Here is a 15,967-nt window from a genome sequence, read left to right as displayed (position 1 = left end):
CCCCGCCCGGGCGCCGGGGCCCTTCCCGCGCCCCCCGGGCGCCGGACGGGCCGGACGGGGCTCAGAACTTGTTGCGCGGGGTGATCCCCAGCGACATGCCCGACAGGCCGCGCTGACGGCCCCCCAGCTTCTCCGCGATCGAGCGCAGCGCGCTGCCCGCCGGGGAGTCCGGGTCGGACAGGACCACCGGCTTGCCCTCGTCGCCGCCCTCGCGCAGCCGTACGTCGATCGGGATCGAGCCCAGCACCGGCACCTCGGCGCCGACCGTCCGGGTCAGGCCCTCGGCGACCCGGGCGCCGCCGCCCGAGCCGAAGACGTCGACCATCTCGTCGCAGTGCGGGCACGGCATGCCCGACATGTTCTCCACGACGCCCACGATCTTCTGGTGGGTCTGTACGGCGATGGAACCGGCCCGCTCGGCCACTTCGGCCGCCGCCTGCTGCGGGGTCGTGACCACCAGGATCTCCGCGTTCGGCACGAGCTGTGCCACGGAGATCGCGATGTCACCGGTGCCCGGCGGCAGGTCGAGCAGCAGGACGTCCAGGTCGCCCCAGTACACATCGGCGAGGAACTGCTGGAGCGCCCGGTGCAGCATCGGGCCACGCCACACCACGGGCGCGTTGCCCGGGGTGAACATGCCGATGGAGATGACCTTCACGCCGTGAGCGGACGGCGGCATGATCATGTTCTCCACCTGGGTGGGTTTGCCGTCCGCGCCGAGCATCCGGGGCACGCTGTGCCCGTAGATGTCTGCGTCGACCACGCCCACCTTCAGACCGTCGGCCGCCATCGCCGCCGCGAGGTTCACCGTCACCGAGGACTTGCCGACGCCGCCCTTGCCGGAGGCGACCGCGTACACCCGGGTCAGCGAGCCGGGCTTGGCGAAGGGCACCTCCCGCTCGGCGGTGCCGCCGCGCAGCGAGCTCGCCAGCTCCTTGCGCTGCTCGTCGCTCATGACGTCGAGGGTGACCTCCACGCGGGAGACGCCCTCCACGCGGGAGACCGCCTCCGTCACGTTCCTGGTGATCGTTTCGCGCATCGGACAGCCGGAAACCGTGAGATACACCGTGACAGCGACTACACCGTCAGGATCGATCTCGACCGATTTCACCATGCCCAGCTCGGTGATCGGGCGGTGGATCTCCGGGTCGTTCACTGTCGCCAGTGCTTCACGCACAGCGTCTTCCGTAGCCATACCGACGATGTTACGGCGCCGGGCCCTACGCGCGGGTAGCCCGTCAGCGGTCGCCTTCGTCACTCTCGGCCCGCAGGACGATCCGCCGGTCCTCCATGTCCCGCACCACGTCCTGGAGCTCCGAGCGGATCCAGTCCCGGGTGGCGACCTCGCCGAGGCCCATCCGCAGCGCCGCGATCTCCCGGCTGAGGTACTCGGTGTCGGCGATGGAGCGCTCGTTCTGCTTGCGGTCCTGCTCGTGGGTGACCCGGTCCCGGTCGTCCTGCCGGTTCTGGGCCAGCAGGATCAGCGGGGCCGCGTACGACGCCTGGAGCGAGAGCATCAGGGTCAGGAAGATGAACGGGTACTCGTCCCAGCGCAGTTCCTTGGGCGCGTAGACGTTCCACGCCACCCAGACGATGATGATCAGCGTCATCCAGACGATGAACCGCCCGGTCCCCAGGAACCGCGCGATCCGCTCGGAGAACCGTCCGAACGCCTCCGGGTCGTACTCCGGCAGCAGCCTGCGCCGCGGCGACTTCGGCTGGTCGAGCCGGGTGCGCGGTGGGCGCATCAGCCCCGAGGCACCCGTCGACGCGGCCTTCGCCCGCTCCTCACCGGCCATGGCGGATCCCCCCTTCCCCGTGGAAGTCGGTCTCGCGCCAGTCCTCGGGAAGCAGGTGGTCCAGGACGTCGTCCACGGTCACCGCGCCCAGCAGGGAGCCGCTCTCGTCCACCACGGGCGCCGAGACCAGGTTGTACGCGGCCAGATAGCTGGTCACGGTCGGCAGCGGGGTGTCCGGGGACAGCGTCACCAGGTCGCTGTCGACGATCGAGCTGACCAGGGTGAACGGCGGGTCGCGCAGCAGCCGCTGGAAGTGCACGGTGCCCAGGTACCTGCCGGTCGGCGTCTCGTCGGGCGAGCGGCACACGTACACCTGTGCGGCGAGCGCCGGGGACAGGTCCGACTGACGGACCCGGGCGAGCGCGTCGGCCACCGTCGCGTCCGGGCGCAGCACGATCGGCTCGGTCGTCATCAGACCGCCCGCCGTCCGCTCCTCGTACGACATCAGGCGCCGCACATCGGCGGCGTCGTCCGGCCGCATCAGCGTCAGCAGCCGCTCCTTGTCCTCCTCCGGCAGCTCCGAGAGCAGGTCGGCCGCGTCGTCCGGGTCCATCGCCTCCAGGACGTCGGCGGCCCGCTCCTCCTTGAGCTTGCCCAGGATCTCCACCTGGTCGTCCTCGGGCAGCTCCTCCAGGACGTCGGCGAGCCGGTCGTCGTCCAGCGCGGCGGCCACCTCGACCCGGCGCTTGGGGGAGAGGTGGTGCAGGGCGTTGGCCACATCGGCGGGGCGCAGCCGTTCGAAGGTGGCGACCAGGTTCTCGGCGCCCTGACCGTGCTCCTCCAGCGAGAAGCCGCTGACCGCCGACCACTCCACCGTCAACGTCTCGCCCTTGCGGCGCAGCGCCCCGCCGCGTCCCTTGCGGACGAAGTATTTGTCGATCTCCCAGTCCCGGCGGGCGGGCAGCTGCTGGATGGCCACGTCCAGGACGGTGACCTCCTCGTCGCTCTCCACCAGGCGCACGCGCCGGTCGAGGAACTCGCCGAGGACGAGCCGTTCGGTGGGCCGCTGTTCGAAGCGCCGCATGTTGACCACGCCGGTCGTGATGACCTGGCCCGACTCGACGCCCGTCACCCGGGTCATCGGCAGGAAGATCCGCCGCCGGCTGACCACCTCGACGACCAGCCCCAGGATGCGCGGCGGCCGTCCGCCGACCCGCAACATCGCCACCAGGTCGCGGACCCGGCCGACCTGGTCCCCGTTCGGATCGAACACGGGCACCCCGGAGAGGTGCGAGACGAAGACCCTGGGGGCTCCTGCCGCCATGCTCCGCCTCCTCTCCGTGCCTGCCTCTGTGCGTGACCTCTGTGCCTCGGTGCCGATCTCCGTGCCGACCAGCGGGTTTCGCCGTACGGCGGACAGCCGTACGCCGGGTTCAGGCTAGCTCCTGCCGCCGTGGAGCGCCCCGGGGGACCCGTCCGTACGGCTGGCTGCCGAGCGGTGCCCGGAGCCCGGGTACGCTGCGCTCTGCCCCCCGATCGCAGTTGAGAGGCAGTACGCCCGTGACCTCTTTTGCCCCGGCCGTCCGGAATCATTTCCGGACCGCCCTAGCAGTCGTGCTCTGTGGGGGGCTCCTCGCGGCCCTCACCGCCTGCGCGGGCGAGGATCCGGACGAAGGGACCAACGGGGTCGGGAAACTCTCGGCGAAGCAGATCGACACGAAGGCCCGAGCGGCGGCCGACGGCGCGGACGGCGTACGGCTGGCCGGCACCCTGGTCAGCAAGGGCGGCACCTACATGCTGAACATGAAGCTCAGCGACAAGGGCGGCACGGGGTCGGTCTCCTCCAAGAAGCGCAGCTTCGTGCTGCTGCGGATCGAGGACGAGCTCTTCATCAAGGCCGACGCCGACTTCTGGCTGCACGAGGAGGACGGCAAGGCGAGCCGCTCCGACCAGGAGGCCGCCGAGAAGCTGGGCGGCAAGTACGTGAAGGTCCCCCAGGACGACCCCAGCTACCCCCAGCTGCGCGGCTTCACCGACAAGAAGGTCCTGCTCGACGGCCTGCTGACGCTGCACGGCACCCTGAGCAAGGGCGCCAGGGACACGGTCACCGGGCACCGCACCATCCAGCTCCTGGGCGGCGAGGGCGAGGGCGGGGCGCTGGACGTCTCCCTGGAGGGCAAGCCGTACCCGGTACGGGTGGCCCGCGGCGGCGGCGGAGGCACCGTCACCCTGGCCGACTGGGGGCGCGCCTTCCCGTTGGAGGCCCCGGAGGACGACGACACCGTCGACTACGGCGGCAAGCTCCCCAAGTCCTCCGGCTGACCGCCGTGGGGCACCCCGGACCGGCCGACCGCCGCGGGCGCCCCGGGCACCGGCTGACCTGACCGCTGCGGGGCGGCGGACCGGGGACCGAGGGGCCGGCGGATCAGCTCTTCCGGCGCCGCTTCAGCAGCAGCCGGGGGAGCGCGGCCGGCAGGGGCCGCCGCGTGGTCGCCCCGGTCGGCAGTGGGGCGGCGGCCAGCGAGGTGTCCGGAAGGGCGGTGCTGACCGCCTCGGGCGTCAGGCGCACCACCGCGCACTCCCGCGCCCAGCGCTCCGTCATCACCTCGGCGTCCGGCGCGTTCAGCCGCTTGCCCTTCAGCTCGGCGACGGCCGCCTCCCACTCCTCGGAGTGCGGCGCCAGGACCCGTACCCCCGCCGTCCAGGCGACGATCCGGCCGCCCTTGTCCTTGCTGCGTACGGTGACCTCGGCGCGGCCTTCGTCGGCCAGGCCCGCGGGCAGCGGCTGCTCGCCGGGACCGCCCCCGACGAGATGGGCCGCGCCCTCGTGCCAGACATGCCACACCGCGCGGGCGGGCCCGCCGGCCCCGACCCAGATGAGGCCGGACTTCTTCGTGGCCTCCTCGACGAGGGCCCTCTCCAGCAGCGCGTCGGCAGCATCACTCATGGGTGGGAGCTTAGGGCGTGTCCTGTCGTCCGGCCCGGATCAGGGTGCGGAGCCCCGCGAACCCGGCGCGATCGGGAGGACCCCCCCCCGGGGGCCCGGCGCGTTCACAGCCAGCCGTTGCGCTTCAGGATGCGGTGGATGGAGAAACAGACCGTCCCGATGGCGCCCAGCACCATCGGATAGCCGTACTTCCACTCCACCTCGGGCATGTACTCGAAGTTCATCCCGTAGACACCGCAGATCATCGTGGGCACGGCGATGATCGCCGCCCAGGAGGTGATCTTGCGCATGTCCTCGTTCTGGGTGACGGTCGCCTGCGCCAGATTGGCCTGGAGGATCGAGTTCAGCAGCTCGTCGAAGCCGATGACCTCCTCCTGGACCCGGGCGAGGTGGTCGGCGACGTCCCGGAAATACTTCTGGATGTCCGGGTCGATCAGCCGCATCGGCCGCTCGCTCAGCAGCTGCATCGGGCGCAGCAGCGGCGAGACGGCCCGCTTGAACTCCAGCACCTCGCGCTTGAGCTGGTAGATCCGGCCCGCGTCCGAACCGCGCCGGCCGCCTTTGGCCGGGGTGGAGAACACATCGATCTCCACCTCGTCGATGTCGTCCTGCACCGCCTCCGCCACCGCGATGTACCCGTCGACCACGTGGTCGGCGATGGCGTGCAGGACGGCGGACGGGCCCTTGGCGAGCAGCTCCGGGTCGTTCTGGAGGCGGTGGCGCAGCGCGCGCAGGGAGCCCTGCCCGCCGTGCCGGACGGTGATGACGAAGTCCCGGCCGGTGAAGCACATCACCTCGCCGGTCTCCACGACCTCGCTGGTCGCGGTCAGTTCGGCGTGCTCCACGTAGTGGATCGTCTTGAAGACGGTGAACAGGGTGTCGTCGTACCGCTCCAGCTTGGGCCGCTGGTGGGCGTGGACGGCGTCCTCCACGGCCAGCGGGTGGAGCCCGAACTCCCGGGCGATACCCGCGAATTCCGCCTCCGTCGGCTCGTGCAGCCCGATCCAGGCGAAGCCGCCCTCCTCGCGCACCTGGAGCATCGCCTCGTGCGGCGTCGGGGCGGCGGGCCCCTCCAGGCGGCTGCCGTTGCGGTAGACCGCGCAGTCGACGACGGCGCTGGAGGCGGACGGGTCGCGGGTGGTGTCGTACCCGCTGTGCGGGGCGCTGTTCTTACGGAGGGAGGGACGCAGGGACGGGCGCACGGCGGCGCGCAGGTCACGGATCATCGACATGGCTGGCTCCTTCACGGAGGGCCGTCGGCGAGGGCGTGGAACAGCCCGGAATGGGGACGTGCGCTCACGTCCGCAAAGCGGGCTCCACCGCGCGGGCGCGATGACGGCGTTCGCTACAGACAGACAGGGAAGAAAGGCTTTTCCGCAGATGCTTCGGACTCTTCCGCGGTGCGAACAACCGTCCACGGGCCATCGGTGATGGCCGGCGAGGCATCGGTTCAGCGGGAAGGGTGGTACGCGGAAGGGTGATCGGTACTGCACGGTCGACTTGGATCCATGGCAGTCCCCACCTCCTCCGGCCGGTCCCCCGTGGGGGACGACGTGTCGTCGGGACGAGGAGAGCGACGCTTCTGCGTGCTGTCCCGACCGGCGGTCAGGCTATCAGCCGTCCTGGACCGAATCCCTTACTTTGCCCACTCCACGCGCACTCTATGCTCGCCGGATGGCAGAAATTCTCGCTCTGGTCGAAGCCCGCCTCCGCTCGGCCCTCGGGGAACCGGACGCCCGCGCCGATGTGACGTTCCTCGGTACGGACCGTATCGAGGTGCTCCGCTTCCTCGACGGCGATGTGGTGCGCTACGCCACGCTCGGCATGTCGGGGCAGCCGATGGCCGACCCCACCTCGCCGCTGGCCGACCCGGTGAAGGGCCCCCGTGCCGAGCTGGTCCTGTCGGTACGGGCCGGGCTCGCCGACACCGACCAGGTGCTGCGCCCCCTCGCCGTACTGGCCGCCTCCCCGCAGGTCGAGGGGCTCATCGTGGCGCCGGGGGCCTCGCTGGACCTGGGGGAGCCGCTGTGGACCGGAGCGCCGTTCACCTCGGTGCTGGTGGCGGAGTCCGGGGGGCTGGTGGAGGACCTGGAGCTGGACGAGCCGATGGAGCCGGTGCGGTTCCTGCCGCTGCTGCCGATGACCCGCAACGAGGCCGCCTGGAAGCGGGTGCGCGGGGCGCAGGAGCTCCAGGAGCGGTGGCTCACGCACGGCACGGACCTGCGTGACCCGCTGCGCACCTCCGTACCGCTGGACTGACCCCCTCCGAGGCCCCGCTCCGGCCGTCGGCCGGCCGCGACCGTGACGCCGTCCTCCAGGGCGTGGACCGGCCACCGGGTGCGCGTCGCGTCCGTGCGCCCGGAGCGGCAGCCGCACCGCGGACGGGTGATCGTCCTTGACGCGGCGACCGGCGGGGAGGACCGTGGGGCTCTATGAGGGGCGAACCCAGTTGCCCGAAGTGCGGTGGCCGGGTCAGGGCGCCCGGTCTCTTCGCCGACGCCTGGCAGTGCTCAGCGCACGGCCAGGTGCACCCGATGCAGCCGGTCGTACCGCCGAGCGTCGAGGCGCTCGGCGTCGTGGTGCACCGCTCGCAGGTGCCCGTCTGGATGCCCTGGCCGCTCCCCGTGGGCTGGCTGTTCACCGGGGTGGCCAGCGCGGGCGACGACCGCAGCGGCGGCCGGGCGAGCGTCGTCGCCTGCTCGGGCCCCGGGCCGCTGGGAGGCATGGGTGAGCTGCTGCTCGTCGCCGAGGAGCTCGGCGTCGGCCTCGGCGCCCGGTACGCCGGGATCGACGGCCCCGACCCCGGCCACCACCTGGACGTCGACTCCGCCCCCGACGCCAAGGTGCACGCCGCCGGCCGCCCCACCCCGCTCTGGCACGTGCGGAACGCCCCGGAGGACCGGGCGGTCTTCGCCGGCGAGGCGCGCGGCCTGTGGCTGTGGGCGATCCTGTGGCCCGAGCAGTCGGGGCTGCTGATGTACGACGAGCTGGTGCTGACCGATCTGCGCGACGCCGGGGGAGAGGTGGACCTCGTCCCCTGCGGCGCGCTCACCCCGCGCCTGCTCTCCGTCCCGGACGCGCCGCCCCGGCAGGGGACGGGCGAGCGGTAGACCGCGCCGGAGGGGAGCCGTGGGCCACGCCGGAGGCGAGCGGTAGATCACGTCGGACCGGGGGCCGTCGGGGCCCGAGGCCTGGTGTGCGGCGGTTATCCTTGAGCGGTCCCCCGTCCGCCCGCGAGCCCTGGAGTCACGCGTCGTGCGCATCGACCTGCACACCCACTCCACCGCATCGGACGGTACGGACACCCCCGCCGAGCTGGTCGCCAACGCCGCCGCCGCGGGCCTGGACGTCGTCGCGCTCACCGACCACGACACCGTCGGCGGCCACCAGCAGGCCATCGACGCGCTGCCCCAGGGGCTCACCCTCGTCACCGGCGCCGAGCTGTCCTGCCGCGTCGACGGCGTGAGCATGCACATGCTGGCGTACCTCTTCGACCCCGCCGAACCCGAGCTGGAGCGCGAGCGCGAGCTGGTCCGCGACGACCGGGTGCCCCGCGCCCAGGAGATGGTCCGCAAGCTCCGCGCCCTCGACGTCCCCATCACCTGGGACCAGGTCGCCCGCATCGCCGGGGACGGCTCGGTCGGCCGCCCGCACGTCGCCGCCGCCCTCGTCGAACTGGGCGTCGTGCCCACGGTCTCCGACGCCTTCACGCCCGACTGGCTGGGCAACGGCGGCCGGGCGTACGCCGGGAAGCACGAGCTGGACCCCTTCGAGGCGGTCCGGCTCGTCAAGGCGGCGGGCGGCGTCACCGTCTTCGCCCACCCGGCCGCCTCGAAACGCGGTGAGGTGGTCCCCGAGACCACGATCGCCGCGCTCGCCGCCGCGGGCCTCGACGGCATCGAGGTCGACCACATGGACCACGACGAGCCGACCCGGGCCCGGCTGCGCGGCCTCGCCCGGGAGCTGGGGCTCCTGCCCACCGGCTCCAGCGACTACCACGGCAGCCGGAAGACCGTCGGGCTCGGCGAGTACACCACCGACCCCGAGATCTACGGCGAGATCACCCGGCGCGCCACGGGAGCCTTCCCGGTGCCGGGCGCCGGTGGAGCCGGCCGGCTCTGAGCCCCACTCCTCCACCGCACCACGTCCCCTCCTCGCGCGCCCCTTTCCCTGCCGTCGTGCGCCGACGGCCGCCGACCGGGCCCGCGCGCCCCCGTACCGCCCGCTCATCTCTCGCAAGGCTCACTGTGTTCGACGTCGCTGTCTTCGGATCCCTTTTTCTCACCCTTTTTGTGATTATGGATCCGCCCGGGATCACCCCGATCTTCCTGGCCCTCACCGCGGGCCGCCCTGCCAAGGTGCAGCGCAGGATGGCGCTCCAGGCCGTCGCGGTCGCGTTCGGCGTGATCGCCGTCTTCGGTCTGCTCGGCCAGCAGATCCTCGACTACCTGCATGTCTCCGTGCCCGCCCTGATGATCGCGGGCGGGCTCCTGCTGCTGCTCATCGCGCTGGATCTGCTGACCGGCAAGACGGACGAGCCGACGCAGACCAAGGACGTCAACGTGGCGCTCGTACCGCTGGGCATGCCGCTGCTGGCCGGGCCCGGCGCGATCGTCTCGGTCATCCTGGCGGTGCAGCACGCCGACGGCTTCGGCGGCCAGCTCTCCGTGTGGTCGGCCATCGCGGCCATGCACGTGGTGCTCTGGCTGGCGATGCGCTACTCGCTGGTGATCATCCGGATCATCAAGGACGGCGGGGTGGTCCTGGTGACCCGGCTCGCCGGGATGATGCTCTCGGCCATCGCCGTACAGCAGATCATCAACGGCGTCACCCAGGTCATCCAGACCTCCTGAGCCGGTCCCGTACGCCTTGGCCGTCCCCGTACGCCCTTGCCGCAGTCCCGGACGCCACAGCGCCCCCGCACGGTCCTTCCGTGCGGGGGCGCTTCGTCTCGCATCTTCGAGCGGAGTGTTATGAAGCCGCGCTGCCGGCCGGCCGGATGTAGATGCGCTGGCCCATGTCGGCGGCCTGCTGCACGATCCGGCTGACGGAGGCGGCGTCCACGACGGTGCTGTCCACGGCGGTACCGTCGACGTCGTCGAGTCGCATGATCTCGAAGCGCACGGAGCTTCCCTTCATCCGATCCTCCTGCTGGACGGGGACGCGGGGTCTCCCTCGCGTTCCCCGCAGGTGACAACGGATTGCCCGATACAAACATTCCCTACGCTAAGGAAATTTTTTGGATGTCTAAGTACCCTTCAGTAGTCACCTGTACACAGACCATGAGGTTCGTATGAGCGCGGCGGACCCGCAGATCCCCGGCCAGGCCCTTGTCGCCGAGCGCCTGGACCGCACCAACGAGCTGCTCCAGCGCATGCTCGTCGAGGTCTCCAAGACGCCCTCGACGCACGCGATCTTCGTGGACGCGGGCTATGTGTACGCCGCGGCCGGGCTGCTCGTCACCGGCACCGAGGACCGGCGCTCCTTCGACCTCGACGCCGAGGGGCTGATCGAGGCCTTCATCGACCGGGCCCGCACCATCTTCGCGGACAGCCGGCTGCTGCGCGTGTACTGGTACGACGGGGCCAGGCGCCGCATCCACACCACCGAGCAGCAGGCCATCGCCGAACTCCCGGACGTCAAGGTGCGGCTCGGCAACCTCAACGCCAACAACCAGCAGAAGGGCGTCGACTCCCTCATCCGCACCGACCTCGAATCCCTCGCCCGGCACCGCGCCATCAGCGACGCGGCCCTCATCGGCGGCGACGAGGACCTGGTCTCGGCGGTGGAGGCGGCCCAGGGCTACGGGGCGCGCGTCCACCTCTGGGGTATCGAGGCCGGCGAAGGCCGCAACCAGGCCGAACCGCTGCTCTGGGAGGTCGACAGCCAGCGCACCTTCGACCTGGACTTCTGCCGCCCCTACGTCACGCGGCGCCCGGTCACGACGTACGAGGACGACACCCCGGCCCCCTCACGGGATGACGTCCGCTTCGTCGGCGCCCAGATCGCCGCCGCCTGGCTCGCCGCCCGCGGCCGCGAATCCCTCGCCGACCTGCTGCCCGGCCACCCCTATCTGCCGGGCTCGGTCGACCAGGACCTGCTGGTGGAGGCCGAACGCCTGCTCCAGCACTCGCTGCGCGGCCACGCGCACCTGCGCCGGGCGCTGCGCGACGGGTTCTGGCAGCACCTTCAGTCGCAGTATTAGGAGGGCCGTCGCCGTACGGGCGCCGCACGAGGTCGTCGTACGGGGGGCGGCTCGCGAGGGCCGTGAGCCGTGGGCCGTATGAGGTGTCGCGCGGGGCTCGTACGCGGCTCGTACGCGGTTCGTACGAGGCCGTCGGCGGCGGCTCAGGCGGCCGGGACGGTGTCCCAGAACGCGGCGAGCGCCTCGGCGGTCTCGTGCGGGCGGGCGGTGTTGGGGGAGTGCTCGGCCCCGGCGATCGTGGTGCGCCGGGCGCCCAGGCGCCGGGCCATCGCGTCGAACTGCTCCACCGGCCACACGTCGTCGCGCTCGCCGGACAGGACGTGGACGGGGAGCGGGACGGCGGCCAGCTCGTCCACCCGGTCGGGTTCGGCGGACAGCTGGGCGCCGGTGGCGATCAGCTGCGCCGGGTTGTGGAGCAGCCAGCGCCGGCGCATGTCCTCGCCGTCGCCGGTGTCCGCCTCCTGCGGCGGGTCCATGGCCCGCATCGCCTCCCACACCTCGTCCATGGTGAGCGCGGAGAGCGCGTCGCTGAGCATCTTCACCTTGTCCCGCTGGGCGGCGACGACCTCGGCGGGACCGGAGGACATCAGCGTCAGCGAGCGGAACGGGGCGGCGTCCAGCAGGACGGCGGCGCGGGCGATCTGACCGCCGAGCGAGTGCCCGAGCAGGTGCGGGGTCCCGCCGCCCTCGCTCAGGGCCGCCGCCTGGGCGAGCACATCGCGGGCCAGCTCCTCCTGGGCGTACGACTCCTGCCGGTCCGTCCCCGTGGACTCGTACTGCCCGCGGCCGTCGACGGCGACCACCCGGTACCCGGCCGCGCACAGCGGTTCGAGCAGGGCGATGAAGTCCTCCTTGCTGCCGGTGTACCCGGGCAGCAGCAGGGCGGTGGCCCGCGCGGGAGCGGCGGGTACGGCGTCCAGGACGGCGAAGTCGCCGCGCTCGGTACGCAGGACGCGGGAGGTGGCACAGGGGGGCGGCGTGAAGGTGGGCGGGCGGCTCATGGGGCGAGGCTATCGCCGCGGCCCTGTCCGGGGTACCAGGGGGCGTGCCGGGCGCTCGTGCCTCGCCCCCGGGGCCCCCGCCCCCCGGGCAGCGAGAAAGGCCCCGGCCCCCGCAGGTGCGGGGGCCGGGGCCTTGGGTGACGCGGGTGGAGCGGGACCGTCAGCTCTCGGTCGTCGCCGTCGCCGTGCCCGCGGCGCGGGTGGCGCGGCGGCGGCGGGGCTTCGCCTCGGCGGCGGCCTCGCTCACCACGGCCTCGGCCTCGGAGACCACGGCGGCCTCCTGGGTCGCGGTCGAGGTGACGCTGCGGGTCGCCCGGCGGCGGCGCGGCTTGGCCTCGGCCTCGGCCTCGGCGGCGGCCGGAGCCTCCGGCGCGACGGTCTCGGCGGGGGCCGCGGCCTTCGCCCGCGAGGCCCTCCGCGGCTTCGTCTCGGCCGTCGTGCCGGCCTCCGCCCTGGGCTTCGACTCCGCCTTCGGGCGGCTCGTGGCGCGGGCCGGGCGGCGACGGGTCTTCGACTCGGGCTCCGGCTCGGAGGCCGGGGCGATCTGGAAGTCCACCTCGTCGGCGGGCTTCACGATCCGGGCGCGGCGGCGCGGCCTGGTCGCGACCGGCTCGGCCACCGGCTCCGCGATGCCCGCGGCGACCGCCACGGTCTGGAACCCGGCCTCGACCGGAGCGGCGGCGGCGGGAACCTGCGCCACCGGCTCGGCCACGGGCTTGGCGGCGGCGCGGCCGCGACGACGGCGCGGCTTGGTCTCCGCGACGGCCTCCGCGACCGGCTGGGCCGCCACGGCGGCCTCGGCGACAGCGGCCGGGGCCACGGTCTCGGCGGCGGGAGCCACCGGAGCCGGAGCCTCGGCGACCGCCACGGCCGCCTCGGTCACGGCCTCGGACGCGCTGACCCGCGTACGGCGACGGCGGCGCGGCGTGCGGGGTCCCTCGGGGGCCTCGTCACCGGCCGGGGCGACCGGCGTGGCCTCCTTGGCGGGTGCGGGCACCGTCGCGGCGCCCTCCTCCAGGGTGGACCCGCCACGGGTGCGGCGGCGCTGACGCGGCGTACGCGTACGGGGCTCGCGCTCCTCACGGGCCGGGGCCGGGGCGGCGGCCTTGCGGCCACGGCCGCCGGTCTCGCCGAGGTCCTCGACCTCCTCCGCGCGCAGACCCGCACGGGTCCGCTCGCCACGCGGCAGCACACCCTTGGTGCCCGCCGGGATGCCGAGCTCCTCGAAGAGGTGCGGCGAGGTGGAGTACGTCTCCGGGGGGTCCGGGAACTTCAGGTCCAGCGCCTTGTTGATCAGCTGCCAGCGCGGGATGTCGTCCCAGTCGACCAGCGTGATCGCGATGCCCTTGGCGCCCGCGCGGCCGGTGCGGCCGATGCGGTGGAGGTAGGTCTTCTCGTCCTCCGGCGACTGGTAGTTGACGACGTGGGTCACACCCTCGACATCGATGCCGCGCGCGGCGACGTCGGTGCAGACGAGGACGTCGACCTTGCCGTTGCGGAAGGCGCGCAGCGCCTGCTCGCGGGCGCCCTGGCCGAGGTCGCCGTGGACCGCGCCGGAGGCGAAGCCGCGCTTCTCCAGCTGCTCGGCGATGTCGGCGGCCGTCCGCTTCGTACGGCAGAAGATCATCGCGAGGCCGCGGCCCTCGGCCTGGAGGATGCGGGAGAGCATCTCCGGCTTGTCCATGTTGTGCGCGCGGTAGACGTGCTGGACCGTGTTCTTGACGGTCGTGCCCTCGTCGTCGGGCGAGGTGGCGTTGATGTGGGTCGGCTGCGACATGTAGCGGCGGGCGAGGCTGATGACGGCACCGGGCATGGTGGCCGAGAACAGCATCGTCTGGCGCTTGGGCGGCAGCATCGTGATGATGCGCTCCACGTCGGGCAGGAAGCCCAGGTCCAGCATCTCGTCGGCCTCGTCGAGGACGAGCCCGCGGATGTGGGAGAGGTCGAGCTTGCGCTGGCCCGCCAGGTCCAGCAGGCGGCCCGGGGTGCCGACGATCACGTCGACGCCCTTCTTGAGGGCCTCGACCTGGGGCTCGTAGGCCCGGCCGCCGTAGATCGCGAGGACGCGGACGTTGCGGACCTTGCCGGCGGTCAGCAGGTCGTTGGTGACCTGCTGGCACAGCTCACGGGTGGGGACCACGACGAGCGCCTGCGGCGCGTCGGTCAGCTGCTCGGGCGTGGCGCGCCCCGCCTCGACGTCGGCGGGGACGGTCACGCGCTCCAGGAGGGGGAGTCCGAAGCCGAGCGTCTTGCCGGTGCCGGTCTTGGCCTGGCCGATGACGTCGGAGCCGGAGAGCGCTACGGGGAGCGTCATCTCCTGGATGGGGAAGGGGGACATGATGCCGACTGCCTCGAGGGCTTCGGCCGTCTCGGAAAGAATGCCGAGGTCGCGGAACGTAGTCAGGGTGCTGCCTCTTCTGTGAGACGCGGTCCGAGGCGAACGCTGGGGGTCGTACCGTGCCGGGGTTGGTCATCCGGCCGTGGATGGGCCGGGTGGCGCGGGACCACTGCCGTCGCTCGAGCGCTCGTGCCGCTGAGGGGGCCCCTCATCTGCAGTCGTACGTGTCGTACGCACCGCGTGGAGGGCTGTCGGGTCGGAGCCGATCGGGCCACCGACCGGGCATCCTCATTCAAGGGACGCGCCCCTGGCACAGGAAAATGCTCAGTAAGCGCAATACCACTGTACCCCGGATTCGCGCATGTGTGTTGGACGAATTCATCGGAACGGTGTGATGTCGCCTTCTCACCGGGCCCTTCCACCGCTCCTCGGGCGGGCTATTGTGCGGTTCATGGAGACGCCTGACAACGCCACTGACCACCCCGAAGAAGCGCCCGGAGCGACCGGAATCGCCGCCCAGGACTGGGCCACCGCCTCCGCGGAGCCGCAGTACCGCGCCGCGGTCGTGGACCTGCTGGGCGCCCTCGCCTACGGCGAGCTGGCGGCCTTCGAGCGCCTCGCCGAGGACGCGAAACTCGCGCCGACCCTCGGGGACAAGGCGGCGCTGGCGAAGATGGCCGCCGCCGAGTTCCACCACTTCGAGCAGCTGTCCGACCGGCTCGCCGCCGTCGCCGAGGACCCGACCGCCGCGATGGAGCCGTTCGCCAAGGCGCTGGACGACTTCCACCGCCAGACGGCCCCCTCCGACTGGCTGGAGGGCCTGGTCAAGGCGTACGTCGGGGACTCGATCGCCAGCGACTTCTACCGGGAGGTCGCGGCCCGGCTCGACACCGACACCCGCTCCCTGGTCCTCGCCGTGCTCGACGACACCGGCCACGGCAACTTCGCCGTGGAGAAGGTGCGTGCCGCGATCGAGGCCGACCCCCGGCTCGGCGGGCGGCTCGCGCTCTGGGCCCGCCGGCTGATGGGCGAGGCGCTGTCGCAGGCCCAGCGGGTGGTCGCCGACCGCGACGCGCTCTCGACGATGCTGGTGGGCGGCGTCGCGGACGGCTTCGACCTGGCGGAGGTGGGCCGGATGTTCTCCCGGATCACCGAGGCCCACACCAAGCGCATGGCCGCGCTGGGGCTGGCCGCGTAACACTCCTGGGCACCTGGGCACCTGGGCTACTGGGCTACTGGGCCGCCGCCGACCTCGTGAGGCGGCGGCCGCGCGGGCGGATCAGCAGCGACAGGGTCACCGCACCGACGACGACGGCGCCGACCAGGGTCGCCACGCCGTGGCCGGGGCCCAGCGCCGAATGCGTGAGGAACGCTCCGAACAGAGCCCCCAGCGCACCGGTGAGATAAACAGCACGGACGGAGGGGAGCCGGTCGGACAGTGAGCGGACGGCCACCCAGGACAGGCCGAGTCCGAGCACGGCGGCGCCGAAGGATTCCCAGAGCACGAAGGATCACCTCGCGGGGGTGTGCGGGGCGGGCAAATCGGTCGTAGGCGGTACTACCCCTGGCCCGCGCCGTACAACCCTCCGCCGGGCCGGGGAACCCGTACGGGTAAGGCTCCGCGCACCACGGCGTACGGGAGCGGCCCGCCGGGCACAGGGGAGCGGCCCGGCTCGAACACCAGCCGGCCCTCGATCCAGGCCAGGTCCTTTTGCCCGTCCAGGCGCTCGCGCTGGC

General features: G+C 72.6%; 16 protein-coding genes. 7 read left to right on the top strand and 9 right to left on the bottom strand.

Annotation, left to right across the window (positions count from 1 at the left end; all coding sequences use genetic code 11):
- Positions 1-61: 61 nt before the first annotated feature.
- Genes AB0917_RS29300 through AB0917_RS29290 form a run of 3 tightly spaced genes read right to left on the bottom strand, consistent with a single transcriptional unit; the run spans position 62 to position 3,063 of the window.
- Positions 62-1,195, bottom strand: coding sequence for an Mrp/NBP35 family ATP-binding protein (locus tag AB0917_RS29300; protein ID WP_366822684.1), 1,134 nt, complete (start codon positions 1,193-1,195; stop codon positions 62-64).
- 43 nt (positions 1,196-1,238) lie between these two features.
- Entirely contained in the window at positions 1,239-1,799 is a 561-nt protein-coding gene (locus AB0917_RS29295; RefSeq protein ID WP_366822683.1) for a DUF1003 domain-containing protein, read from the bottom strand.
- Entirely contained in the window at positions 1,789-3,063 is a 1,275-nt protein-coding gene (locus AB0917_RS29290) for a CBS domain-containing protein (protein ID WP_366822682.1), read from the bottom strand. The genes AB0917_RS29295 and AB0917_RS29290 overlap by 11 nt, the downstream gene beginning before the upstream one ends.
- 236 nt (positions 3,064-3,299) lie before the next feature.
- Between AB0917_RS29290 and AB0917_RS29285 the strand changes: the two genes are divergently transcribed.
- A complete protein-coding gene (locus tag AB0917_RS29285; protein ID WP_366822681.1) occupies positions 3,300-4,061 on the top strand; it encodes a hypothetical protein in 762 nt (253 codons plus the stop codon).
- A gap of 103 nt (positions 4,062-4,164) precedes the next feature.
- Here the strand turns inward: AB0917_RS29285 and AB0917_RS29280 are convergent, their stop codons facing one another.
- Both AB0917_RS29280 and AB0917_RS29275 read right to left on the bottom strand, forming a co-directional pair.
- A complete protein-coding gene (locus tag AB0917_RS29280; protein ID WP_366822680.1) occupies positions 4,165-4,686 on the bottom strand; it encodes a hypothetical protein in 522 nt (173 codons plus the stop codon).
- Between the two features lie 104 nt (positions 4,687-4,790).
- Positions 4,791-5,918, bottom strand: a complete 1,128-nt coding sequence (locus AB0917_RS29275) for a magnesium and cobalt transport protein CorA (protein ID WP_366822679.1) — start codon at positions 5,916-5,918, stop codon at positions 4,791-4,793.
- A 442-nt stretch (positions 5,919-6,360) separates the two neighbouring features.
- Between AB0917_RS29275 and AB0917_RS29270 the strand changes: the two genes are divergently transcribed.
- The 4 genes from AB0917_RS29270 (at position 6,361) to AB0917_RS29255 (ending at position 9,539) form a co-directional block, all read left to right on the top strand.
- Positions 6,361-6,945, top strand: a complete 585-nt coding sequence (locus AB0917_RS29270) for a suppressor of fused domain protein (RefSeq protein ID WP_366822678.1) — start codon at positions 6,361-6,363, stop codon at positions 6,943-6,945.
- Positions 6,946-7,118: 173 nt separating this feature from the next.
- Positions 7,119-7,796, top strand: coding sequence for a DUF6758 family protein (locus AB0917_RS29265; protein ID WP_366822677.1), 678 nt, complete (start codon positions 7,119-7,121; stop codon positions 7,794-7,796).
- Positions 7,797-7,941: 145 nt separating this feature from the next.
- On the top strand, positions 7,942-8,808 hold the full coding sequence (locus AB0917_RS29260; protein WP_366822676.1) for a PHP domain-containing protein: 867 nt from the start codon (positions 7,942-7,944) through the stop codon (positions 8,806-8,808).
- A gap of 125 nt (positions 8,809-8,933) precedes the next feature.
- Positions 8,934-9,539, top strand: coding sequence for a MarC family protein (locus AB0917_RS29255; RefSeq protein WP_026241124.1), 606 nt, complete (start codon positions 8,934-8,936; stop codon positions 9,537-9,539).
- Between the two features lie 118 nt (positions 9,540-9,657).
- Here AB0917_RS29255 and AB0917_RS29250 read toward each other — a convergent pair whose 3' ends face one another.
- Complete coding sequence (locus tag AB0917_RS29250) at positions 9,658-9,825, bottom strand: hypothetical protein (RefSeq protein WP_366822685.1); 168 nt, start codon at positions 9,823-9,825, stop codon at positions 9,658-9,660.
- 154 nt (positions 9,826-9,979) lie between these two features.
- Here AB0917_RS29250 and AB0917_RS29245 point away from each other — a divergent pair, with 154 nt between their 5' ends.
- The gene (locus AB0917_RS29245) at positions 9,980-10,891 is read left to right on the top strand and encodes an NYN domain-containing protein (protein WP_366822675.1); all 912 of its coding nucleotides are present in this window, start codon (positions 9,980-9,982) and stop codon (positions 10,889-10,891) included.
- A 143-nt stretch (positions 10,892-11,034) separates the two neighbouring features.
- Here the strand turns inward: AB0917_RS29245 and AB0917_RS29240 are convergent, their stop codons facing one another.
- Positions 11,035-11,892, bottom strand: coding sequence for an alpha/beta hydrolase (locus AB0917_RS29240; protein ID WP_366822674.1), 858 nt, complete (start codon positions 11,890-11,892; stop codon positions 11,035-11,037).
- A gap of 160 nt (positions 11,893-12,052) precedes the next feature.
- Complete coding sequence (locus tag AB0917_RS29235) at positions 12,053-14,230, bottom strand: DEAD/DEAH box helicase (RefSeq protein WP_366822673.1); 2,178 nt, start codon at positions 14,228-14,230, stop codon at positions 12,053-12,055.
- Positions 14,231-14,681: 451 nt separating this feature from the next.
- Between AB0917_RS29235 and AB0917_RS29230 the strand changes: the two genes are divergently transcribed.
- Positions 14,682-15,428: a ferritin-like fold-containing protein gene (locus AB0917_RS29230; protein WP_366822672.1), complete on the top strand. Its 747-nt coding sequence runs from the start codon at positions 14,682-14,684 to the stop codon at positions 15,426-15,428.
- A 34-nt stretch (positions 15,429-15,462) separates the two neighbouring features.
- On the opposite strand, the gene AB0917_RS29225 is transcribed toward AB0917_RS29230, so the two are convergent.
- Entirely contained in the window at positions 15,463-15,735 is a 273-nt protein-coding gene (locus tag AB0917_RS29225) for a hypothetical protein (protein ID WP_366822671.1), read from the bottom strand.
- Positions 15,736-15,967: the final 232 nt, after the last annotated feature.

This window comes from Streptomyces sp. NPDC007346 (genome assembly GCF_040703535.1).
In the GTDB taxonomy this organism is placed as follows: domain Bacteria; phylum Actinomycetota; class Actinomycetes; order Streptomycetales; family Streptomycetaceae; genus Streptomyces.
This window is presented reverse-complemented; position numbering and strand designations above follow the sequence as displayed.